A 26,631-nucleotide genomic window follows, 5' to 3' on the forward strand; every position below is an offset into this window, starting at 1 on the left:
GGGGTCCATCACCCTGTGTGTTTCACTCATACCCATGTCGAACCTGGTTCAGACACCCCACTGAGCGATAACTTCTCGCAATCGTACAGCTATGGTTGCCGCCGGACCCGGTTCGATCATCTGGTTGTGTTCGCAATCGACTTCGGTGACTCGGATGTCCCCTTCTACAAACCTTCGCCATTCGGCGACATCGTGTCCGTTCTCCGTAGATCTTCCGGCTACGAAGAACTCGACGGCTCCAACGTGGACAGGCGGTTGGTGCCGATTCGTCAATTCGACGGAGTGGGAGTAACCGCGACTGATCCGCGCCAGATGCTCCGCTTCGATTCCGATTCCGGCACCCAGGGTCTGCTCCAGCAATTCCGCCGCTTCTTCGAAGGTCTCGACCGTCTTGGATCCCGCCGGCATCGCGAGCCCGGCCAGTAGTTCGGAGACCGAGAGTTCTGCGGGCTGATCGGAATCCGACGACGGATAGCTGTCGAGTATCGACAGAGTCACGTCACGTCCGCTCCGAGTGAGGCTGTGTGCCACGGCGTGTGCGATCACGCCGCCGAGCGACCAGCCGGCCAGATGGATCGGGCCGGTCGATGCCACGGCTGCAATGCGATTCGCGTAGTCGTCGGCGAGCTCGATCAGCGAGTCGAAGCTGGGCCCGCCGCTCAGGGACGGCAGCTGAAGACCGTAGACGGGTTGATCCAGCTCGAGATGCTTGACGAATTCTGCGTAACCCCAGGACAATCCGATACCCGGATGGACGAAGAACAATGGTGCACGATCGGATCCGGCGCGCAGCGTGATCATCGGGGCGAGAAGATCCGACGAATCGTCCGGCGAGTGTGCGTCCATTCCGTCGGCAGCCCGGGCGACACCGGCAGGTGTCGGATCCAGGAAAAGCGATTGCAACGGCACTCGCATCCCGAGACGCTTCTCGAGTTCGATGGTGATGCGAGTGGCCACGATCGACGTTCCGCCCAGTTCGAAGAAGTCGTCGTCGACGCCGATGTGCTCGTGCCCGAGCACCGTCTCGAAGATGTCGACGACCGTTCGTTCGGTGTTGTTTGTCGGCGGTGCGTACGGGACCGTGCGTCGCTCGAAGCTCGGGGTCGGCAGTGCCTTGCGGTCCAGCTTGCCGACCGGTGTCACCGGAATGCGGTCGACGACGACGATCGCGCCGGGAACCATGTGCGCGGGCAGGCGAGAAGACAGATGGCGGCGAAGCTCCCAGTCGTCGACGGTCTGTCCTTCCACGGGCTGGATGTAGGAGGCGATCATCGTCTCCCCCGACGGCGCTTCGTGCCCGAGTGTGGCGGCGAAGTAGACGGATGGGTGTGCCATCAGGACAGAGTCGATTTCGCCGAGCTCGATGCGGAATCCGCGGACTTTGATCTGGAAGTCGCTGCGGCCCAGGTATTCGAGGGTGCTGTCGGAGCGCCAGCGCACCAGGTCGCCCGTGCGGTACATCCGCTGGCCTGGTTCGCCGAACGGATCGGCGACAAATCGGTCGGCGGTGAGGTCGGGACGATTGTGGTATCCCCGGGCGAGTCCGGGGCCGGTCACGTACAGCTCCCCGATGACTCCCACCGGCACGGGCTTGAGGTGCCCGTCGAGGACCAGTCCGGCAAAGCCGATGGCCGGTCGTCCGATGTTGATGTCCTTGCCCGGTCGCATGGGTTCACTGACGCTGGCCTGGATGGTGGATTCGGTGGGTCCGTATCCGTTGAACATGCGACGGTCGCGGCCCCAGATGTCCACGAGTTCGGGTGGGCAGGCTTCGCCACCGACTGCGAGTACGCGGAGTTCGGGTAGCGCGGAGCTTTCGATCGAGCTGAGCGCGGTCGGAGTGATGAACGCGTGTGAGACGTGTTCGTCGGCAAAGATTTCGGCCAACTCGGATCCGCCGAAGACCGTCGGTGGGATGACGACCAGGCACGCTCCGCTGCCGAATGCCATCATGAGTTCGAAGACCGAGGCGTCGAAGCTCGGTGATGCCAGGTGAGAGATCCGCGAATAGGGCTGGACGTTGAATCTCTGATGTTCCTCGGCGTTGAGGTTTGACAACCCGAGGTGGGTGACGATGACGCCCTTCGGCTTCCCGGTTGAACCCGAGGTGTAGATCAGGTACGCGGGATGCCCGTGATGCAAGGGGATCGTGCGGTCGCGATCGGTGATCGCGGCTGCGCTCTGGGCGTCGATCTCGTCGACGGTCTCGGCTTCATCGAGGACCATCCACTCGACCGTGTCGGGAAGTTGACTGCGGTGAGCGTCGTCGGTGATGCCGAGTACGGCCCGCGAATCGTCGAGCATGTGGTTGATGCGATCGTCGGGATAGTTCGGGTCGACCGGCAAGAACGCTGCACCGGTTTTCGTGACCGCCCAGATCGCGACGATCTCCGCAGTGGACCGCGGCAGACCCAGCGCCACAAAATCTTCGGGACCGACGCCGCGCCGACACAGCGCGCGCGCCAGCTTCGTCGATTCCTCGTCGAGCTCGCGGTAGGTCATCGACCTCTCGCGACTCGAGAGGGCTGGGGCATCCGGGTTCGAGGCGACTGCTTCGGCGAGGATCTCCGGCCACACCCGCGCTCGAGTCGCGGCGGCACCGGATGCCGGCACCAGGGCAGCTGTTTCATCGGCGCCGAGGATGCCGATGTCGGCGATACGTGTTGCGGGGTCGCGTCCGACAGCGTCCAGGATCAGGCGCAGTCGGTCGGCAAACCGACGAATGGTGGCGGGTTCGAAGAGATCGGTTGCGAAGTCGAAGGCTGCGGACATCCCAGCCGGGATGCCGAACTCGTCGAACTTCTCGTCGACGATCAGCTCCAGGTCCTCCTTCGCGAATTTGGTTTCCACGGTCAGTCCGTCGATGTCGAGGCCGGGTAGGTGGAAATGTGCGGGTTCGTTGTTCTGAAGTTCGAGGGCGACCTGGAACAACGGTGAGTACGACGTGGATCTGGTTGGGTTGATGACGTCGACGAGCCGTTCGAATGGCAGGTCCGAGTTCTGGAATGCGGCCAGGTCGATTTCCCGGACGTGCTCCAACAGGTCGGCAAACGTGATGTCGGGATCGACGCTGGTTCGCAGGACCAGTGTGTTGACGAACATTCCGACGAGATGGTCGAGCGCTGCCTGACCTCGGCCGGCGATCGGTGTGCCGATGGTGACTTCGTCGGCGCCCGACAACTTGGACATCAGCACTGCGAGCGCGCCGTGCAGCGCCATGAACATCGTGACACCGTTTGCCCTGGTGAGGTCCGCGAGGGCGCGGTGGGTGTTCGCGTCGATGTCGAAGGTGAATCGGTCACCGTGGAAGGTCTGTTGCACGGGTCGCGGGTGGTCGGCGGGCAGTGCGATGACGTCGTCGAGTCCGGCGAGTTGCTCACTCCAGTAGTGCAATTGGCGACTGATGACGGATTCCGGGTCGTCTTCCGATCCGAGGACGCGATGCTGCCACAACGTGAAGTCTGCGTACTGCACCTCGAGCGGCGCCCACGTGGGCTCGGTCCCAGCCGTACGCGCCAGGTAGGCCGTCATCACGTCGCGTGCGAGCGGCGCCATCGACGAACCGTCGGCGCAGATGTGATGGACCACGACAAACAGAATGTGAACGGGTTCAGCGGTGTCGAGTCGGAACAGTGCCACGCGCAGCGGCAGGTCCACCGACACGTCGAAGCCGGTCGTGGCGAGTCGTTGCATGCGCTCCGCGAGCTCGTCCTCCCCCAACGTCATTTCACGGACCGGCGGTACTGCCTCGTCGACGGTGAGCACTTGCTGAATCGGATCGCCGCCGACGGCGGGGAACACCGTCCGCAGTGTTTCGTGCCGCTCGACGACGTCGGCGATGGCCTGTTGCATGGCCGTGACGTCGAGGTCACCGGTAAGGCGAACCGCTAGTGGGATGTTGTACGCGGCTGAGCGTGTGTCGAATTGGTTCAGGAACCACATGCGCTTCTGCGCCAACGAGAGCGGGACGCTGCCACTGCGCTCCATGGGAGTGAGCGGCACAGCGCCGACGGCAGTGACAGCGCTGGAGAGCCGTTCGGCGAGCTGAGCCGTCGTCGGTGCCTCGAACAGCACGCGCACCCCGACGTCGATGTTCAGTGCGGAGTTGAGCCGCGAGACCACGCGAGTGGCGATCAGCGAGTTGCCGCCGAGCTCGAAGAAATTGTCGTCGACGCCGACCCGTTCGACGCCGAGTACGTCGATGAACGCATCGGCGATCCGACGTTCGAGGCTGGTGCCGGGCGCCCGGAATTCCACACCGGTTCCGGTGAACTCCGGCGTCGGCAACGCTTTTCGATCGAGCTTGCCGACCGCGGTGCGCGGTAGCTCGTCGACGATCATGATGCTGGCCGGAACCATGTGCGAGGGAACACGTCCGGCGAGGTGCGCGGTGATCTCTGCCCCGGTCAGCGTCGATCCTTCCTCCACGGTGAGGTAGGACGCGAGAACTGTGGCGCCGGCCGGTCCGTCGACGCCGAGTGTCACGCAGTTCGTGACACTCGCCATTGCGGTGATCTGGGCGTCGACCTCGCCGAGCTCGATGCGGAATCCGCGAATCTTGACCTGGAAGTCGCTGCGCCCGACGTATTCGATGGTGTGATCGCTTCGCCAGGAGACGATGTCGCCCGTGCGGTACATCCGGTCGCCTGGCTTGCCGAAGGGGTCGGCGACAAATCGCTCGCTGGTCAGGCCGGGACGCCGGTGGTATCCGCGAGCCAGGCCGATGCCGGCGATGTACAGCTCACCGGGAGCTCCGACGGGTACGGGTTGCAGGCGCGAATCGAGGATCATCTCGTGCACGCCGCGGATCGGTCCACCGATCGTGATGGGTGCGCCCACTGTCATGGGTTCGCTGATGTCTGCCATGACGGTTGTCTCGGTCGGGCCGTAGGCGTTGACGAATTCTCGTCCGGGAGCCCAGAGGCCGACGAGATGCGGCGGTAGTGTCTCTCCCCCGACGACGACGTGCCGGAACTCGTCCAGGCCGGCCGGGTCGACGGTGGCGAGCGCTGCCGTGGTGACGAACGCGTGAGTGACGTGTTCGCGGCGGATGAGACTTGCCAGTTCGGCGCCGCCGTAGATGTCGGTCGGGACGATCACCATGGTGGCTCCAACACCGAATGCCTGCAGGTACTCGAAGACGGCTCCGTCGAAGCTGGGGGTGGCGAAGTGCAGGGTTCGAGAGTGGTGATCTGCGTGGAATCGACGCTGCTGGTCGAGTGCGAAGCTGTCGAGTCCGGTGTGGGTGACGACAACTCCCTTGGGTCGGCCGGTGGATCCCGAGGTGTAGACCACGTAGGCGGCGTTGTCCATGACCACCGGTGCACGCCGTTCGTCCTGGGTGATCGGCAGCGTGCAACTGGTGGCGACGTCGTCGTCGAATGCCTCTTCTCCGAGCACCAACCAGGACACGATGGGTGGAAGTGTGTCGATGGCGTCGACGACGGTCAACCCGAACAGCACCTCGGAGTCGCTGAGCATGTGTTCGATTCGGTCAGCCGGATAGGTGGGGTCGACGGGGACGAACGCTGCGCCGGTCTTGGCCACCGCCCACACCGCGAGTACGGATTCGACGGACCTTTCGATGCCGATGGCAACCGACGTCTCGGGCCCGGCGCCGCGGCGAATCATGGCTCTGGCCAACTGGTTCGAGCGCCGGTCCAGTTCGGCGTAGGTCATGGAACGGCTGCCGGCCGAGAGCGCGATGCGGTCGGGATAGGTGGCAGAGACGTCGGCGAGAATCTCTGGGAGCGTTCGCGCGGAGCGCCCCGGGGAGCCGAAGACCGGCGCAAGATCACGGCTCTCGAACTCTGTGAGAACCTGCAGACGGGCCAGCGGCTGATCCGGTGCCGAGGCGAGTTGCCCGAGGACGATGCCCACGCGCTCGGTGATCTTGGCGACTTCGCGGGCGGAGAAGTGCGTCGGCAAGTACTCCATCTTCAGATTCAGCGTGTCACTTTCGGACGCCACCACGGCAATCGGATAGTGCGCCGAGTCGCGTCCGTCGATGCCGAGAACGTGCATTCCCGCGATGTCGGTTTCGGCGGTCAGGGCTGTCTCGTCGACGGGATACGACTCGAATACCGTCAGGGTGTCGAAGGAGCCGGCGGCGCCGACTGCTCCGGCGATGTCCGACAGTCCGATGTGGTGGTGGTCGAGCAATGACGCTTGCTCGGATTGGACGCGAATGGCCATTTCGGCGAGGGTTTCTCGGGCGTCGAGGCGGACTCGGACAGGCACCGTGTTGATGAACAAGCCGACTATCGATTCCACGCCGGGCACCTGTGGTGGGCGTCCTGAGACCGTTCCGCCGAAGACGACGTCGTCGCGTCCGAGAAGTTCGGCGAGCACGATTCCCCATGCCACCTGTACCAGGGTCGCCATGGTCAGGCCGCGGCTTCGCGCGAACGCTCGAAGAGTCTCGGTTCGTTCTGTCGGCAGCGAGTACGAGTGGATTTCACTTGCCACGGTTTCGGCGGCGGTGTCTGCCCTCGAGAGGTGGGTGGACGTGTCGACGCCCCGTAGCGCTTCTTGCCACGCCCGTAGCGAAGTCTCGGGTTCTTGCTTCGAGATCCAGGAGAGATAGTCGCGATACGACTGAACTCGGGGCAGAATCTCGGGGTCACCGTCGGTTGCGTAGAGAGTGAGCAGGTCTCGAAGCAACAGCGGGGTGGACCAGCCGTCGAGCAGGATGTGGTGGTTCGTCACGACGAGGCGTGCTGTGTCCGGTCCGATTCGCACGAGCATGAAGCGGATCAACGGGGCTGTTTCCATGTAGAAACGATGAGCGCGATCGCGTTCGAGCAGCTGACCGAACGCGACTTCACTGTCTTCGGCTCCGGACAGGTCGATCTCGGCCCAGCCGATGTCGACACCGGAACGGATCACCTGCAGTGCCCGCCCTCCCGGTGCGGAGACAAATCCCGCGCGCAGGCTCGGATGACGATCAACCAAGGCCTGCGCGGCGCGGCGCAGGCGCGGCGCCTCCACCCGACCCCCGAGCTCGAGGGTCAGTTGCACCATGTACGGGTCGATTTCGGTTTCGTCGAACTGGGCGTGGAAGAGCATGCCCGACTGCAGAGGTGACAGTGACCAGATGTCGGTCAGGTCGGGGAATCTGCGCTCGAGCTGTTCGATGCTCTGTTGATCCGCGGTGACGAGATCGAGATCGGTGGGCGTGAGCTCGCGCTCGGAGTGTTCCTCCACGTATTCACTCAGTGCGCCCAGTGCTCGGGCCCAGAGCTCCGCCAGTTCGGTGACTTCGGCCTCGCTGAGAATGCCGCGGGGGAAGGACCACGTAGCGCGCAGAATCGGACCGTGTGCGGTATCGGTCGTGACGGCGTTGATGTCGAGCACCGACGCGGCGGCCAATTCGCCGCTGTGCGCTTCGTCGAGGGTCACTTCCGAGATCGGCAGCCACGGCACTTCGCCGTGCTCGGGATCCGAGCCGGCAAATCGTCCGAGGTAGTTGAACGAGATCTGCGGCGTGGGCAGCTCACGAAGTTCCTCGTTTCGATCGAGGTACTTCAGGATGCCGAACCCGATTCCGTTGTCGGGCAGGCCGAGCAGCGTTTCCTTGACGAGTTTCACGGCGGAGGCGGCGGTTGATCCCCCGGCCAGTGCATCGACGACATCGAGTCCGGTGAGATCGATCCGGACGGGGAACAAGGTGGTGAACCAACCGACCGTGCGCGAGAGGTCGGCGCCCGGTACGGCGTTCTCCTCCCGGCCGTGCCCTTCGAGGTTGACGAGCACGTCCCCGCTGCGCTGTCCGCGCGATCGACGCCAGGCGGTAACGGCAATCGCGAGAGCAGCGAGCAGCCCGTCGTTCACCGAGCCTCCGAAATGCTGAGGCACCGTCGAGATGACGTTCTCGGTCACGGAGGTCGGAACGTCGACGCTGACTCGGTCGACGGTGGCTCCGACATCGACGGCTGGGTCGAGCCCGCGTGCCCCGAGCAATGGCTCGTCGGTCCGCATTCTCGACCACAGGTCGATCTCGTCGCGTCGCTGCGCAGCGGTCTCGGCGAGCGCTGTCGCCCAGCGACGTATCGACGTTCCACCCGGCGGAAGTATCGGTGTTTCTCCGTCGAACGCCGAGGCATAAGCAGTGACCAGGCCCGGGACGAGCATGCGCCAGGACACACCGTCGACCGCGAGGTGATGAAGGACCAGGAGCAACCGTCCGGCTTCGGCCCGGTTGCCGTTCGAGCTGACGGGATCCAACCAGACTGCGCTGATCATCTTCCCGTGTTCGGGATCGAGGCGGCTGGATGCGTCCTGCATCGCGGTTTCCGCAGCGGCGACGAATTCTTCGCCGCTGGTGGACACGATGGAGGTTCGGCGCAGGATGTCGGGGGCGGTGATGCTCCCTGGCTCGCGGATCTCGAGTTGGTGAGTCGCGGCGTCCAGGCGCGCCCGCAGCACGTCGTGACGATCGAGGATCGTTTGCAATGCTCGTTCCAGCGCGGGGCCGGAGACATCCGCGGGCAGTGCGATCAGCGCGCTCTGGCTGTAACTGCGGATCGTGCTCAGGTCACCGCGACTGCGTTCGACGAGCCACTCCATGATCGGCGTGAGCGGTAGCGGGCCGGCTCCCCCGCCGGGTAGCTCCGTGAGAACCGGTGCCGTTTCCGATGATTCGATGAGGAGCACTTTGGTGAGGCCGGCCACGGTCTTCGCTTCGAAGACGTCCCGCGGAGTGAAGACGAGGCCTGCGGACTTCGCCCGTGAGACGAGTTGGATCGACATGATCGAATCGCCGCCGAGACCGAAGAAGGAATCGTCTACTCCGATACTGCCCCGACCCAGCACCTCCGCGAAGAGGTCCGCGAGGACCGCTTCGGTAGCGGTGGCCGGCGCCCGCGTCGCCTCGGTTGTTCCCGTGACGGTGAAGTCCGGAGCCGGGAGGCTGCGTCGGTCGAGCTTTCCGTTGACCGTCAGTGGAAGCGATTCGAGGACGACGATGGCGGTGGGCACCATGTACTCCGCGAGTTCGGCGGCGACGAAGTCGGTCACCGTCGCTGAATCGACGGTACTGCCTGTTTCGGCGACCACGTACCCGACGATCCGCGGTGACGCTCCCTCTGTCCGAACAAGTGCTACCGAGGCCGCGACGCCGGGGCAGCGGAGCATTGCGGCTTCGATCTCTCCGAGTTCGATGCGGAAACCACGCACCTTCACCTGGAAATCACTGCGGCCCACGTACTCCAACTGCCCCGCGTCGTTCCACCTCGCCAGGTCCCCGCTCCGATACATTCGATCCCCCAAACTACCGAATGGATCGGGAAGGAACCGCACCGAAGTCAATGCGGGTTTCCCGAGGTATCCCCGAGTCACCTGATCACCGGCGACGTACATTTCGCCGACGACACCTGGTGGTACCAAGTTCAGTCGCCGATCGAGTACGTAGACGGACAATCCCGGTACTGCTCGCCCGATGATGCTCGCCGACGCGTGCTCGCTGTCGTTGCGGTCGAGTGCGATTCGACTGACGTGCACTGTCGTCTCGGTGATCCCGTACATGTTGACCAACGTCGGGGCCGTGTCGGGCCGCCTGTCGTACCACTTGCGCAACTGCCCGAGGTCGAGCGCTTCGCCACCGAAGACGACGTAACGCAGTGCAAGGTCGGGATCCGTGCCGTTTGGTGAGTACGCACGGTCGGCTTCGGCGAGTTGGTAGAAGGCGGTGGGCGTTTGGTTCAGGACCGTCACTCGCTCACGGCGGAGCAGTTCGTGGAACATGTCCGGTGATCTGGTCGTGTAGTAGTCGACGACGACCAGCCGGCCCCCGTGTAGCAGCGGCCCCCACAGCTCCCAGACGGAGAAGTCGAATGCGTACGAGTGGAACATGGTCCACACGTCCGTGTCGTCGAACCCGAACGTCGGGGCGGTGTTGTCCGTCAGAGTCAGGACGTTTCGGTGGCTGACCTGGACACCTTTGGGGCGCCCTGTGGATCCGGAGGTGTAGATGATGTACGCGATCGCGTCGGGCAGAAGTGGTGTCGTCCGGTCCGCGTCGGTGATGCGATGGGGCGCGGAGTGATCGAGGCGTACCGCGATCTCCGGCGATCCGAGTTCGACGACGTCTATGCCGGATTCGATGATCTCCGAAGGTAGGTCGCTTCGGAAGTCTCCGGTCGTGACCAGGCATACCGGCCGCGCGTCGTCGAAGAGGAACCGCATGCGCTCGGCCGGGTAGGTGATGTCGACCGGCAGGTATGCCGCTCCGGTTTTGATGACGGCGACGAGGGCCAGCACGAGATCGGTGGTTCTGGGCATTGCAACAGCCACCACGGATTCCGGACCGATACCGCGGCCGATCAGGAGCCGCGCCAGGCGGTTAGCGCGCCCGTCCAGTTCGGCGTACGTCATGGCGCCGTCGCTGTCGTTGACCGCGGTCGACGACGGATGTGCTGCAACAGCCTCGAAGAATCGGTCCGCGATGTTGTCCGCTGGAGCCGGTTCGGCGTGAGTGTTCCACTCGGTCAGCATCTGTCGACGCTCGTCGGCGCTCACGACGTCGATGTCACAGGTAGGAGTCGACGGCTCTCGCGAGACCGCCTCGAGGATGGTGAGCAGTCTGCGTGAGAACGAATCGATCAAGTCACCGTCGAACAGGTCTGTGGCGTAGATGAATTCGGCGTCGATTCCATCCGTTCCGCCATCCGCGTCGTAACGCTCGGTGACCGAGAGTTGCAGATCGAACTTGGCGACGGGTAGGTCGAACTCGACTCCCGAGACCGACAGCCCCGGCAATTCGAGTTGTGGGAGTGCATTGTTGCGGAACTCGATGAGGATCTGGAACAACGGAGTGTGCGAAGTCGAGCGTTCCGGGTCGAGTGCGTCGACCAACCTTTCGAAGGGCAAATCGGTGTGCTGGAACGCGCCGAGGTCGCCTTCGCGAACCTGGGCGAGGACGTCCTCGAACGACGCGTCGGGCGTGATCTGTGTTCGCAGCACAAGAGTGTTGACGAACATACCGACCAGGTGATCGAGTTCGGCCTCGCCGCGGCCGGCGACGGGTGTCCCGATGGCGATGTCCTCGGTACCGGCCAGGCGCGCCGCAAGTACCGCCAGTGCTGCGTGCATGAGCATGAACATGGTGGTGCCGTGCTCACGTGCCAGGTCGGTCAGCGCCCGATGGGTCTGCGGCGATACCGCGAACCGGTGGACCGAGCCGACCATGGACGGCTTTGCCGGACGTGGGAACGACGTCGGCAACGCGATCGGCTCGCCCAGTCCCGCGAGTCGGTCCTTCCAGTAATCGAGCTGACGGGTCAGAGCCGAGTCCGGATCTTCCTCGGAGCCGAGCACTTCGTGCTGCCACACAGCGAAGTCGCCGTACTGCACGGCCAGTTCCGACCAGTTCGGCGCACTGCCGGCACTGCGGGCCGCGTAAGCCGCTGCCACGTCCGCTGCGAGGGGGTTCATCGAGAACCCGTCGGCGACGATGTGGTGGACGACGATCACGAGTACGTGCCTGCGCTCGTCCCCGTCGACGCGCAGGACCGCGCAGCGGATCGGAACTTCGGCCGAGGCGTCGAAGCCTGCCGAGGCCAGCTCGAGGATTCGATCGGACACTCTGGCAGCAGTGACGATTTCCGGCTCCAGGATCGGCATGACCTCGTCGCTGGACATCACCTGCTGAACCGGCTGTCCGTCGATCGAGGGGAACTTCGTCCGCAAGCTCTCGTGGCGCCCCAGTACGTCCGCTACCGCGGCCTGCAATGCGGCGAAGTCCAGATCGCCGTCGAGGCGCACTGCCAGGGGAACGTTGTAGGCGGGGGACGTCACGTCGAACTGGTTGAGGAACCACATCCGCTTCTGTGCCAGTGACACGGGCAGTGGGTCCGGGCGGGATCGCCGAGTCAACGGTGGTCTGGGGTTCTCGCCGCGGCCGACGCTCTCCGCCAGACGAGACAGCTGCCGAACTGTCGGAGACTCGAACAATCCTCGAACGCCGATGTCGGTGCCGAGAAGTGCGTTGACGCGGGCGATGACGCGGGTCGCGGTCAGTGAGTTTCCGCCGACGTCGAAGAAGTGAGTGTCGATACCGATCGGAGACACTCCGAGCACGTCCTCGAAAACGCCCACCACCAGCCGTTCCAACTCGGTGGCCGGTGCAGTGAGTGTTTCGGCATCGGTGTCGAAACGAGGCGCCGGAAGAGCAGCCCGATCGACCTTGCCGACGCCGGTCAGCGGTAGTTCGTCGAGCACGACGACGCTTGCGGGCACCATGTGTGCCGGCAGTAGCTCCCGTGCCGCCGCCCGGATGTCCTCGGCGCTCACCCGGCGTTCGTCGTCGCAGACGACATATGCCGCCAAGGCCTGCTCGTCGGAGGGTCCGCGCACCGCCAACGTGACCGCGTACTCCACGCCGGGCAGCTGACCCAACGCCGTGTCGACCTCGCCGAGTTCGATCCGGAAGCCGCGGATCTTGACCTGGAAGTCGCTGCGTCCGAGGTACTCGATGGTGCGGTCGCTGCGCCAGCGCACCACGTCGCCCGTGCGGTACATCCGCTCCCCCGGCTCGCCGTACGGGTTGGCGACAAATCGTTCGCTCGTCAGTGGTGAGCGCCCGTGATAGCCGCGCGCGAGTCCGACTCCGGCGACATACAGTTCGCCGGGAACTCCGACGGACACCGGTTGAAGTCTGCGATCGAGGACGACCTCGCTGAATCCGCGGTTCGGCGGTCCGAGATAGACTTTCTCGCCGGCCGGGATGGGGTCGCTGAGGTTGCAGGAGATGGTGGTTTCGGTGGGTCCGTAGACGTTGACGAACGATCTTCCCGGCGCCCAGGTGCGCACCAGGTCCGCCGAGGGCGCCTCGCCGCCCACCGTGATGGTGGTCAGTTCGTCGATTCCCTCGGGATCCACCGACGTCAGCGCTGCAGGCGTGATGAACGCGTGGGTGACATGTCCCTCGCGGAGAACGTCGGCCAGTTCGGTTCCTCCGTAGACGGTGGTGGGAGCTACGACCAGTTCACCGCCGACGGCGAAGGCGAGCAGATACTCGAGAACGGAGGCGTCGAAGCTCGGAGAGGCGAAATGCAGTGCGCGTGAATTCTCGGTGAGACCGTAGCGATGACGCTGTTCGTCGGCGAAGTTCTCGAGACCGGTGTGCGTGACGACGACGCCCTTGGGTCGGCCGGTCGAGCCCGAGGTGTAGATGAGGTAGGCAGTGTTCTCCAACCGCGGGGTTCCTCGACGCTCGTCCTCGCGTAGCGGCGCCGTGGACACTCCGGAGAGCCGAGCGATGCTCGTCGGGTCGTCGAGTTCGAGCCACTTCGTCACACCGCCGTCGCCGGGTCTGTGGGCAGCCGTGGTCAATCCGAGCGAGGATGCCGAGTCCTCGAGCATGAACGAGATCCGGTCACTCGGGTAGCGAGGATCGATCGGCACGAAGGCGGCGCCGGTCTTGGTGATCGCCCAGACCGCTGCGACGGATTCGAAGGACCGTTCCACACAGATCGCCACCCGTGAGTCCGGGCCGGCGCCTTCCGAGATGAGCACGCGCGCCCACTGGTTCGACGCCTCGTCCAGCTCTCGATAGGTCATCTTTCTGTCACCACAGGACAGTGCGACCCGTTCGGGGAATCTGCTCGCGGTGTCCGAAAAGATGCGATCGAGTGTCCTGACCGAGCGGCCCTGCCGGCCGCGCGCGGGAACCAATTGCTGCACTTGCGAATCCGGCATCAGGCGCAGTTTCGCCAGCGGGAGATCCGGTTGCGCGGTGATCAGCTCGAGGGTGCGGAGCAGCCGGTCGGCGATCGCGTCGATGTCGTGATCGCCCAGGACTCCCGGGAAATACTCAAATTTGAGCCGCAGTCGCCCGTCTGCCGCAGAGGCAACGATCGCGAGTGGATAGTGCGCGGCATCCTCGGCGTCGTGGACGTCGAGAACGTGCATTCCGGCTATGTCGGTGCCGGAGGAGAGTCCACCGCGGTCGACGGGATACGACTCGAACACAGTCAGCGTGTCGAACGATGCAGCGGACCCCACAGCCGAAGTGATGTGCGAAAGCCCGACATGATGGTGATCGGACAACCGCGCCTGTTCCGCTTGGACGCGAACGCACAGCGCCGCCAGGGACTCTCTTGGATCGAGGCGAACTCGGACGGGGACGGTGTTGATGAACAAACCCACCATCGACTCGACGCCGGACACCTGGGGTGGTCGGCCGGAGACGGTTCCACCGAAGACGACGTCGTCGCGTCCGAGGAGTTCGGCGAGCACGATTCCCCAGGCCACCTGGATCAAGGAGGCTGTCGTCAGGCCACGGGAGCGGACGAATCCACGCAGAAGTTCCGTCTCACGTTCTCCGAGCGCTGTGGTCGTCGAGCGTGAGGTAGCGCCGTCCTCGTCGACGGCGTGAGTTCCGGTGAGCAGCGTCGGGTCGTCGAGTCCGCGGAGTGCTTCGCCCCAGGCCTCGATCGACACGCTGTCGTCGCGAGTGCTGATCCAGCTCAGATAGTCCCGGTAGGGGTGTACGCGTGGGATGGCACTGTGATCACTGTCTGTCGCGTAGAGCGTCAGTAGGTCGCGGACCAGCAGCGGCATCGACCATCCGTCGAGGAGGATGTGGTGGTTGGTCAGGATCAACCGATACGCGTCGTCACCGGTTCGCAGAAGCAGGAACCGCAGCAGGGGCGGAGTGGCCATGTCGAAGCCGCGGACCCGATCCGCATGGAGAAGCTCGCGTATCTCGGTCGCTTGTTCGGTGGGGGCCAACGGAGAGATGTCGATCTCGGTCCACGGCACGTCAACGTCTGCGTTGATCACCTGCACCGATCGTCCACCGGTGTCGGTCGTGAACGCCGCGCGTAGGTTCTCGTGTCTGTCGAGCAGTGCCTGTGCGGCACGGTGCAACCGGGACGCGTCGACGCCGTCGAGTTCGAGTGCGAGTTGGACGGTGTACGCGTCGACTGTGTGTTCGGCGTAGCGGGCGTGGAAGAGCAGTCCGGATTGCAGCGGTGAGAGGGACCAGACGTCGGTCAGTGTCGGGAACTCGCGCTCGAGGTGGTCGATGGAATCCTGGTCGAGGTCGATCAGGTCGATGTCGGACGGGGTGAGTCCCCCGCGTTCGCTGTGTTCGGCATAGGTGGCCAGCGCGCGCAACGCCTGCACCCAGAGGTCGGCGATGGCGCGAGCATCGCGCTCTGCCAGCACGCCGGTGGGATAGGCGATAGTGGCACCGATGTGCGGTGCGCCCGAGATCTCGGTGGTGACGACGTTGACGTCCAGGACCGAACCCACTGGCATCTCGGACCGCGCTGCCGCTTCCAGATCGACGTCCCGGGCCAGTGCCCAGTCCCCCAGTGACTCTCCTGCTTCGGTGCCGGAGAAACGGCCCAGATAGTTGAACGAGATCTGCGGTTGGCGGAGGTCTTCGAGTTCCGCTCGACCCACCTCGTCGAGGTAACGCAGAACTCCGTAGCCGATGCCGCTGTCCGGAACACCCAAGAGTTCTTCCTTGACACGCTTGAGCACCACCGCTGCCTCTGGGGCGCTGCTCATCACTTCCGCGATGTCGATGCCGGCGAGGTCGATCCGCATCGGGAAGACGCTGGTGAACCAGCCGACCGTGTGCAGGACGTCCGCACCGGGCACCACGTGAGCTTCGCGTCCGTGGCCCTCCATCGAGATGAGCACGTTGTCGGTTCGTATGCCCTGTGCCTGCCTCCACTGCGTCAGTGCCAGTGCGAGAGCAGCAACGAGACCGTCGTTGACTGATCCACCGAAAAGCGCCGGAAGCGTGGTCAGGACTGTGTCGGACAGTTCGACGGGTACGTCGGCGACAACTCGGCCGACCGAATCGAACGTGTCGAGCCGCGGGTCCAGCGGCCGGGTTCCGATCAGCGGGTCGGCACCTTCGAGTATCGAACGCCACCGGGGCAATTCGACTCTTCGATCGGGCGCGATGTCGCGGAGCGCATGCGACCAACGACGAACCGACGTGCCCGAGTACGACGGCTCCGGTTCCTCGCCTGCATCGATGCGGTGGAAAGCCGACGCAAGTTCCGGCACGAGGACGCGCCAGGAGACACCGTCGACGGCGAGGTGGTGGATCACCAGGAGCAGCCGGCCGGTGTTGCGCACGCCGGACAACCAGACGACCCGCACCATCGCGCCCCGGCCGGGGTCGAGTTCTCGACGCGCACCGCCCAGTGCGTCGACGATCGCCGCGTCGAACACCGCGGTGCCCGGCTCGGCCTCTACCTCGATCACCCGGCAAATATTCTCGGCTGCAACAGATCCCGGCTCGCCGACAACAAGCCTGCGCTCGCCGTCGAGCTCGAGGCGTGCGCGAAGGATGTCGTGACGATCGAGAACAACTTGAAGAGCCGCGGTCAACTGCTCCACACTGTGAAGCCCGTGCGGCGCGTTGAGAAGAGTCGCTTGGGAGAACGAATCGAGACCTCGGAGATCGGAGCCGAGCCGGTCGAGCCACCACTGAGCCACCGGCATCAACGGCACGTGGCCCACGCCGTCTCCGGGAAGTTCCTCGAGCACCTCGGGTTCGTCGTCCTTGGTCGATGCCAGCAAAACCGCAAGACCGGCGACCGATTTCACCTCGAAGACGTCACGCGGGGTGAAGACGAGCCCGGCATCGCGGGCACGGGCGACGAGCTGAATCGACATGATCGAATCGCCGCCCATCGAGAAGAACGAGTCGTCGACGCCCACCGATTCGACACCGAGGACATCGACGAACAAGGCGGCCAGCGTGCGTTCGGTATCGGATTCGGCGGCCCGCGAGCGTGCCTGGGTTGCTCGCAAGTCAGGAACCGGCAGGGCTCGGCGGTCGAGCTTTCCGTTGGCAGTCATCGGCAGTTCGTCGAGAACGACCACGACCGCAGGAACCATGTACGGGGCCAGAGCCGAGCCCGCGAACGCGATGACGGCCTCGGGATCCACAGTCTGAGCGTCGTTGGCAGGCACGACGTATCCGACGATCCGTGCGGCGCCTCCGTCACGTTCGAGCGTGGTCACCACGGAATGTGCAACGCCGGGATAGCGAGCCAGAACTGCCTCGATCTCGCCGAGTTCGATGCGGAATCCGCGAATCTTGACCTGGAAATCGCCTCGACCCTGGTACTCGAGTTCGCCGTTCTTGTTCCACCTGGCGAGGTCGCCGGTTCGGTACATCCGTGTGCCCGCACTGCCCGCGGGATTGGGCACGAATCGTTCGGCGGTCGTGCCGGCGCGGTTTCGGTAACCGCGGGCGAGTCCGTCGCCGCTGACGTACAGCTCTCCCGTCACTCCGACCGGGACGCGGTGTAGGCGATTGTCGAGGACCCACGCGGTGATGCCTGTCGACGGGCGACCGATCGTGACTCGATCGGTCGGGGACATCGGCTCGGTGATGCTGGCGACGACCGTCGATTCGGTTGGTCCGTAGGCATTGATCATGATCCGGTGATCGCTGACCCAGGCGGCGACGAGATCGGGTGGGCAGACGTCGCCGCCGGTTCCGATGCACACCAGCTCGTTCAGTCCGCTCGGATCGACCGTGGCCAGTGCGGCTGGTGTGATGAAGGCGTGCGTGACGTGCTGGTCGGCGATCAGACTCGTCAGTTCGGTTCCGCCGATGATGCTCGGTGGGGCGATGACCATCGTGGCCCCGGCACCAACAGCCATCAGGAGTTCGAGAATCGAGGCGTCGAAGCTCGGTGAGCTGAAATGCAGCGTGCGCGAGGTCGACTCGACGCGGAAGCGACTGCGTTCCTGCTCGGCGAGTGCCGAAAGCCCACGGTGAGTGACCATGACGCCTTTGGGGACGCCGGTGGAACCGGAGGTGTAGATGACATAGGCCGGGTTGTCCAGGGACACCGCAGCCAGCAGCTCCGAGGCATCTATCCGCTGATCACCGATCTGTTCGAGGGTTGCGAGTGTCTTTGCCTGATCGAGCAGAACGGCGTCTGCCTCGTCGGGGACGACACCCACATGCTCGGCGGTGGTGAGAACGACGCCCGCTCCCGAGTCGTTGATCATGTGGTGCACGCGGTCGACGGGATACGCCGGGTCGACGGGTACGAATGCAGCGCCGGACCGGGCAACCGCCCAGATCGCGACCACGGATTCCAGTGAGCGTGGTAATGCCAGGGCGACAACGGATTCCGGACCGACCCCGCGGCTGATCAACAGTCGTGCAAGCCGGTTGGCGCGGCGGTCCAGATCGGAGTAGGTCAGATGGCGGTCGCCGAAAATCAGTGCAGCCCTCTGCGGTTCGTCGACGTACTTCCGCTCGAGCAACGTCGAGAAGTGAACCTGCTCGGGAAGTTCCGGTGCGACGGCGCGAATCGTGTCGAGATCACTCACGAGATCGATGTCGCCGACCGGCGTGTGCGGTGACTCGGTGACAGCACCGAGAATCCGAACCAGGTATCGAGCGAAACCTTCGACGGTCGACTCGTCGAACAGGGCGCTCGCGTAGGTGAACCCGGCCTCGATTCCGGCCGGCCGGCCGTCGTCGTCGAAGGTCTCGGCAAGCGTGAGTTGCAGATCGAAATTCGAGACGGCGGATTCGAGTTCGAGGACCTCGACGTCCAAATCCGTCAGACGAACTGCTGGCCGAGTGGTGTTCTTGAACTCCAGCATCACCTGGAACAACGGTGAATGCGACGTCGACCGCTCCGGAGCCAGCGCATCGACGACGCGCTCGAAGGGGACGTCTGCGTGAGCGAAGGCGTCGAGGTCGGTGCTGCGAACTCTGGCCAACAGATCGGTGAACGAGGCGGCGGGGTCGACGTCGGCGCGCAGGACCAACGTGCCGACGAACATACCGACCATCGGATCCAGCAGGGCATTTCCGCGCCCGGCGATCGGTGAGCCGATCGTGATGTCTTCCATGCCGGACAATCTCGCCACGAGCACTGCGTATGCGGCGTGTACCGCCATGAACATACTGCTTCGGTGTTCGATCGTGGTTTCGCTCAGACGACGGTGGATGCCGGCATCGATGTCGAATCGAACGACGCCGCCCGAGAGATCCTGCACACGCGGACGCGGTCGATCTGCGGGGAGCGCAAGAATTTCGGGAACACTCGCCAGTTGACGTGTCCAGTACTCGAGCTGACCGGCAAGAGTGCTGTCCGCTTCGTCGATCCGACCGAGAGCCCTTTCCTGCCAGATGGCGAAGTCCGCGTACTGGACCGGAAGAGGAGACCAGTCGGGCGCCTCACCTCGATGCCTTGCCGAGTACGCGCTCATCACGTCGAACGCCAACGGTGCCATCGAGAATCCGTCGGCGCAGATGTGATGGACGACCACGGTCAGGACGTGATCTTCTTCGTCGACCTCGATCAGTTCCGCCCTGATCGGTGGAGCCTGCGTGACGTCGAAGCCCCTCGAGGTGAGACGTTCGATCTCCCCGAGTACCGCTTCGGCGTTTGCGGCGACAACCGGCAGCGCGCCCAACGCTTCACCGGGTTCGACGATCACCTGCGCCGGCACTCCCTCGACCATGGGAAACAGCGTGCGCAGCGATTCGTGGCGAGTAAGCACGTCGGTGATCGCGCCCTCCAACACGGCAACGTCCAACCGGCCTCTCAGCCTGATCGCTATGGCGACGTTGTACGCCGCGGACGTGACGTCGAATTGATTGACGAACCACATGCGCTTTTGTGCCAGCGACAGCGGGATCGTCTGTGGCCGCGGCAATGCCTCGAGCGGAAGGACTGCCGGTCCCCCTCGTGCCGTGGCGCACTCGACCGCCAACTGCGCAACGGTCGGCGCGTCGAACAACTCTCTGATCGACAAGTTCAACGACAGCGAATCGTTCACGCGCGCCACAGCGCGTGCAGCGACGAGGCTGTTTCCGCCGATCTCGAAGAAGTTGTCGTGAACACCGACTGCCCCGGATTCCAGAAGCTCCTCGAAGATCGCCGCCAACTGCGCTTCGAGCGGTGTTCGCGGCGCCAGATACGTCTGCGAACTGTCGAAGCTGGGCGCGGGCAGAGCCTTCCGATCAAGCTTGCCGGTCGAACCGAGAGGGAACACGTCGAGGGCGATGACCACCGCGGGAACCATGTAGGCCGGAAGGAGACCTCTCAACTCGGTGCGTAGGCCGTCCGTGTCAATCGAAGTGCCGGTGTCGGCGATGACGTAGCCGACCAAACTGTCACCGACCACGTCGTCGTGATGGACGAGAGCAGCAGCTTGCGCGACACCGGGCAGCCTGAGCAATGCTGCTTCGACCTCGGCGAGTTCGATGCGCTGGCCGCGGATCTTGACCTGGAAATCGCGTCGACCGACATAGTCGAGCAGCCCGTCGGCGCGCCACCGGACGACATCACCGGTTCGGTACATCCGGGTGCCAGACGGGCCGTACGGGTCGGCCACGAACCTGTCGGCGGTGAGATCGCTGCGCCCGAGGTATCCACGCGCCAGTTGCACTCCCGCCAGATACAGCTCGCCGTGAACGCCGACCGGAACCGGATGCAGCCGCCCGTCGAGGACATAGAGCTGGGTGTTCCACACGGGCGCACCGATGGGAACGGTGACGGTCATGTCGGGGGTGAATTCGGCGGCGCTGACGTCGACGGCAGCCTCCGTGGGTCCGTACAGGTTGAACAGTCCCGCAGAACTCAGACGGGTGAACGCCTCCGCAGTGGTAGGCGCGAGGGCTTCACCGCTGCAGAACACCTGACGCAGGCTCGCACACTGCCCGGCAGTCGCGGCAGCGACGAATTCCGCGAGCATCGACGGAACGAAGTGCGCCGTCGTGACGCCTCTGTCGGCAATCAACGCCGACAGGTACCCGGGATCACGGTGCCCGTCCGGTTCCGCGATCACCAACTGCGCGCCGGTCTGCAGGGGCCAGAACAGTTCCCACACCGAGACGTCGAAGGTCACCGGGGTCTTGTGCAGCACCACGTCCGACGCGTGAAGGGGGTACGTGTCCTGCATCCACAGCAGGCGATTGACGATCGAACGGTGTGATACTGCAACACCTTTCGGTCGACCCGTCGATCCGGACGTGAAGATCACGTAAGCAGCATTGTCCGGGCGGAGGGGTCCGAGCCGATCAGCGTCGGTGATCGGCGCCGTCGTGGACACCTGACGATCGAGATCGACGTCCACGATCGGGACTCGCGCGGGAAGAGCGCCGTGGTCCTGGGGCCGGCTCAGCACGCAGATCGGTTCCGCGATGTCGAAGACGTACGCGATGCGCTCGGCGGGATGATCGGGATCCACCGGGACGTATGCCGCACCGGCACGGATCACGGAGTGGACCGCGACGAGTAGTTCCGGTGACCGTCGAATCGACACCGCGACGCGCATGTCCGGGCCGACCCCGCGGGCGATGAGGGTTCTGGCAAGTTCATCGACCCTCGCGTCGAACTCCGCATAGGTCAGTGTCCGCTCGCCGTAGACCAGCGCGGCCCCCTCGGGTGTCCGGGCTGCCTGCTCCGCCACCAGGTCCGAGAGGGTGGTGATCGGTACGGCGTGTTCGGTGGCATTCCAACGCTCGAGGACCAGTTCCGCCTCGCCCGGAGCTGTGAGATCGACGTCGCCGACGACGGATTCCGGGTAGGCAGCTACCGCGTCGAGGAGCATCGTGAAGCGATCAGCGAGGCCGGACATGGTGTCCGAGTCGAAAAGCTGGCTGGCGTAGTTCAACTGGCCGTCGAGATGGTCGCCGCGGTCGGTGAGAATGACCTGAAGGTCGAACTTTGCCGCGCCCGTCGACAGTTCGTCGACCGTGACCTCGAGCTCGGGCAAAGTGACCTCGGTGGGAGCGGCGCCCTGCATCACCAGCATCACCTGGAACAGCGGCGCCTGGTTGTCTGCGAGGGATTCGACGAGTACGTCGTACGGCACTTCGGTGTGCTGCAAGGCCGCCACGTCGACGTCGCGGACGCGGGTGAGAACTTCACCGAAGGTGAGTCCCCCCTCGAGAACCGTCCTCAGCACCACCGTGTTGACGAACATTCCGACGACGTCGTCGAGAGCGCGCTCGCTCCGCCCGGCCACCGGAGTGCCGATCGTGATGTCGTTCGCTCCGGATTCTCGGCTGAGCAGGACGGCCAGCGCGGCGTGGATCACCATGAACACGCTGACGTCGCTGCGCGCCGCGATCTCGCCGACCCGGCGGTACGTCGCGGAGTCGATCCGGAAATCGAGATCGTCACCGCGCAGCGAGACACCCGCAGGCCGCGGGTGATCCATCGGCAGTTCCGCGAGCTCACCGCGTTCGGTGAGCGTGTGCGACCAGAACCGCAACTGCTCGGCAAGAATCGAATCCGGGTCGGACGCTTCACCGAGCGCTCCGCGTTGCCACTCGCTGAAATCGCCGTACTGCACTTCGAGTGGCAGCCACGCCGGCACGCGTCCGCTCGCCCGCGAGGCGTACGCCACCATCACGTCACGAGCCAGCGGCGCCATCGACAGGCCGTCTGCTGCAATGTGGTGCACGACGAGGACCAAGGTGTGCTCGCGTTCGTTCACCTCGAGCAGAGTCGCGCGGATCGGCACCGATTCGCTGACGTCGAATCCCTCTCGCGCGAGCTCACTCGCCCGCGCCGAGGTCACTGCGGCAGGCACCGTTTCCACCTCGAGATGATCGAACATCTCGTCCACACCGAGAACGTGCTGGACGGGGCCACGCGCACTCTCGGGGAAAACGGTCCGCAAGATCTCGTGTCGAACGATCACGTCCCGCAGCGCGGTGAACAGTGCATCGACGTCGAGATCGCCGGTCATCGAAACCGCGATCGGAATGTTGTACGCCGGCGAACTCGGATCGAGTTGATTGGTCAGCCACATTCGTTGCTGCGCCAGAGATACCGGTATCCGGTCAGGGCGATCGATACGCGTCAGTGCCGGGGCACGTGTGTTCCGCGAGTCCGCGAGGTCGGCACGTGCTGCCAGAGCGGAGACGGTCGGCGCCTCGAAGAGGTCGAGAACGCTCAGCGTCGTTCCGAGAGCTCCGTTGACTCGCGACACGACGCGGGTCGCGATCAACGAGTCACCGCCGAGGTCGAAGAAACTGTCGTCTGCTCCCGCCCGGGTGATACCGAGCAGATCGCAGAACACCGCCGAAATTCGCTTCTCGGTCGAGGTCTCAGGGGCACGGTATTCAGCCGACCCGCCCACAGAATCGATGTCCGGTAACGCTTTCCTGTCGATCTTTCCTGCCGGAGTCAACGGAATGGAGTCGAGGACGACGATCCGCGCCGGAACCATGTGGGCTGCCAACGAAGATCTCGCGTGGGCGACCAGCTCGGAGTTGTCGATGTGTGTGCCCGCAGCCGCCGTGACGTACGCCGCCAACAGTGTTTCCCCACTCGGGCCCGCAACTCCGGCGGTGACTGCCTGTGCGACGCTCGGGTGGCGGCGCAGCACGTCGTCGATCTCGCCGAGCTCGACGCGGAAACCGCGGATCTTGATCTGGAAGTCGCTCCGGCCGAGGTACTCCAGCTCACCCTCGCCGTTCCACCGCGCGAGGTCACCCGTGCGGTACATGCGCTCTCCCGCAACACCGTTGGGGTCGGCAACAAATCGTTCGGCCGTAATCGTGGCACGCGCGTGGTACCCGCGCGCCAAACCGACACCGCTCACATAGAGCTCGCCGGCGACACCGATCGGCACCGGTTGAAGCCGCGAGTCCAGGAGGACGGTTGCGGCTCCGCGCATCGGCTTCCCGATGGTGACGGGAACATCGCTGCTCAGCGGTCCGGTCAGAGTGGCGACGACGGTGGTTTCGGTCGGTCCGTACGCGTTGAACATCGAGCGTCCGTGTGACCACTGATCCACCAGCGCGGGTGAGCATGCGTCGCCGCCGGTCACGACCACTCGTAGATCCGGTAGGCCGGCGGGATCGACTGTTGCCAGCGCGGCCGGGGTGACGAAGGCGTGGGTGACCCGTCCGATACGCATCACCTGTGCCAGTTCGTCGCCGCCGTACACGGTGGGCGGCGCGATCACCATCGTTGCCGCGCCCCCGAAGGCAAGGAGGAGTTCGAGGACCGAAGCGTCGAAGCTCGGCGAAGAGAAATGCAGGGTGCGGTCTCCAGGTTCGACTCCGAACCTGACTCGTTCTTCGTCGGCGAAGCTGCTCAGCCCGCGGTGACTGACCACGACGCCTTTGGGGACACCAGTGGAGCCGGACGTGTAGATGAGGTATGCCGGATCGTCGTAGCTCAGGCGCGTACGCCGCTCGGCGTCGTCGACCGGTGCATCGGAATGGTGCGAGGTGTCCAGTTCGTCGAGGAGCAGCCAATCCACCGAATCGGCGAGCCCGCCGTGGTGCTCCCCCACACTGATTCCGACTACAGCTCCCGAATCGGTGAGCATGTGCCGAATACGATCCTCGGGGTAGTGCGGATCGATCGGGAGGAAGGCACCGCCGGTCTTGGCCACCGCCCACGTCGCGGTCACCGATTCGAGAGACCTCGACAGCGCAAGGGCGACATAGGTGCCGGGGCCGACTCCCCTGTTGATCAGTTCACGGGCGAGTGTGTTCGACTCGGCGTCGAGATCCCGGTAGCTCACCTCACGATCACCGAAAACGAGCGCTGGGGCATCGGGGTTCACAGCCGAGGCCCGGCGGAGAATATCGGGGAGGGTCAACGGGGAGGACGCGGTCGCTCCCCGCGCCGGTACCAGGGACTCACGCTCGAAGTCGTCGAGGAGATCGAGGTCTCCGACCGGCGTTCGCGGGGCTGCTGCTGCGCCTGCAAGGATCCGCACCAGTCGCGAGAGGAAGGCTCGGACCGTGGATTCGGCGTAGTGCTGCGTGGAGTACGCAACCTCGAGGGCGCCGGTATCTGCGTGGACGTCGATCGCCACGTCGAGGCCGGCAATCGTGGTCTCCTGCGAGCCGTCGTTGAGGTGGACGTGCAACTCGGGCAGTGCGGGGACACCTGCCGCCGATCGAATCGACAACGTATCGCGTTCTCGAGCAAGAGAACTCACGAACTCGTCGAACGGCGCCGCCGGATCGACCTCGCAGCGCAGGGGCAAAGTTCCCCACTCGGTCCTCGTTCCGATCAGCACGTCCCGGCGCTCGGTCGATCTCGACAGCAACGAAGCAAATGCGGCATGGACAACGGCAAAGAGGGAGACGCCTTCCGTGCGCGCAAGTTCGGCGACCGCGGGATCGAGTGGGACGCTCAGCCGATTCGTACCGGTGGGCTCCGATTCGGCGTCGATTCGCTCGAGGCCCAGTGTCTCGAGGTCCAGTGTGGAGCCCTCGTCGGAGTCCCCCAGGTATCTCGCCCAGAACCGCTCGAGTTCCCTGCGCTGTGCACTGCGCGCCCCTGCCTCGGCACTTGCCGGATGAATCCGGTTCATCGGCGTACCGGCCGGTGCTGCTGTCAGTTCTGCGACCAACTCGGTGAACGCCCGGTGGTGCTCGGCCAGTTCGTCGTGTCCGTAGCGATTGGGGTTTCCGCGAAAGTCGATCAACGTCTGCGCCGGATCGCCGCTCTGGTACACGTTGACCAGCAGATCCTCGACCGGACCCGACGTGACGATGTGATACTCACCGGTCAGTGGCCCGAGGGTTATCTCCTGCCGGAAGAGCATCACATTCATCATCGGGCCGGACAGACGCGCGTCGCCGACGGTCAGACCGGCATCACGCCGGATGTCCTCGAGGCTGCATCGCTGATGACGAAGCGCACCGAGAAGTTCGAGTTGCACGCGCCCGACCAGATCGTCGACACTTTCGTCCGGGTTTACGTGGATGTGTAGCGGCGCGACGTTGACCAGCATTCCGCCGGACCGCTGCAGCGGTGCCGTCGTCCTCGCGGAAACCGGCAGGTTGATCAGCACGTCGTCGTAGCCGGTACTGCGGGACAGGTAGCACGCCAGTGCCGAAATCAACACTGCGGCCGGAGTTGCACCGGAACGTGAATTCCACTCGTCCAAGGCAGCAAGGCTGTTCGCCGACATCGCGGCACTGACGAGTTCACTGCGTGCAGTCGGGGGTCCCTCACGGGTGGCCAACGTCGAACCGTGTTCGACGCCCGACACACGCTGGGCCCAGTACTCGCGGTCGGCTTCGAATCGGCTCGATTCGCGGTACTTCTGGTCGAGCTCGGACAGCGTCGTGACGTCGAGCGCCTTGTTCACCGCAGGCTCTCGACCTTCGACGGCTGCGGTGTAGATCGCCGCAATCCGATTGACGATCGTCATACCGCTGTATCCGTCGAGAGCGACGTGATGAATCCTGGTGTACCACAGGTAATCCCGATCACCAGTTTGAAGAATTGTCATCTCGACGAGACGATCGCGAGTCAGATCGAGCGTCGTCGCGTAATCGTTGTCCATCCACTCCGAGGCAGCCTGCCGAGGGTTCTCACGCTCGCGGAAGTCGAAGTAGTCGATGCCCGGGTCGATCGTGAAGTCCACGATCTGGCAGGGCTCCCCATCCGGGTACATCAACCGTAGAAACGGTGATTCGAACTCGTGGGCAGCCTCCACCGCGGCGCGACTGAGCAGTTGCATGTCCAAATCGCCGTGGAACTCGATGTACTGCGCGATGAAGTACGGGACCGTCGGGTGAAGTTGCTGCGCAAACCACATGCTGCGCTGCACCGCTGACAGGGGGAACGCTCCTGCCGGCAGGCTTCGCGATCCGGTGAGCGGGTCGATCCTCTTGTCGGTATCCATCACGAC

At 64.5% G+C, this 26,631-nt stretch carries 1 protein-coding gene; it reads right to left on the minus strand.

What is annotated here, in order from left to right:
- Positions 1–48 precede the first annotated feature (48 nt).
- Positions 49–26,625, minus strand: a complete 26,577-nt coding sequence (locus RA302_RS14810; RefSeq protein WP_338481161.1) for a non-ribosomal peptide synthase/polyketide synthase — start codon at positions 26,623–26,625, stop codon at positions 49–51.
- Positions 26,626–26,631 lie beyond the last annotated feature (6 nt).

The sequence above is a fragment of the Rhodococcus sp. DN22 genome (assembly GCF_036669995.1).
Lineage (GTDB): Bacteria > Actinomycetota > Actinomycetes > Mycobacteriales > Mycobacteriaceae > Rhodococcus_F > Rhodococcus_F erythropolis.

Bases quoted from the DNA above. Each gene is read 5' to 3' on its own strand.
- RA302_RS14810 (WP_338481161.1), bottom strand. From the start codon at position 26,625: ATGGATACCGACAAGAGGATCGACCCGCTCACCGGATCGCGAAGCCTG.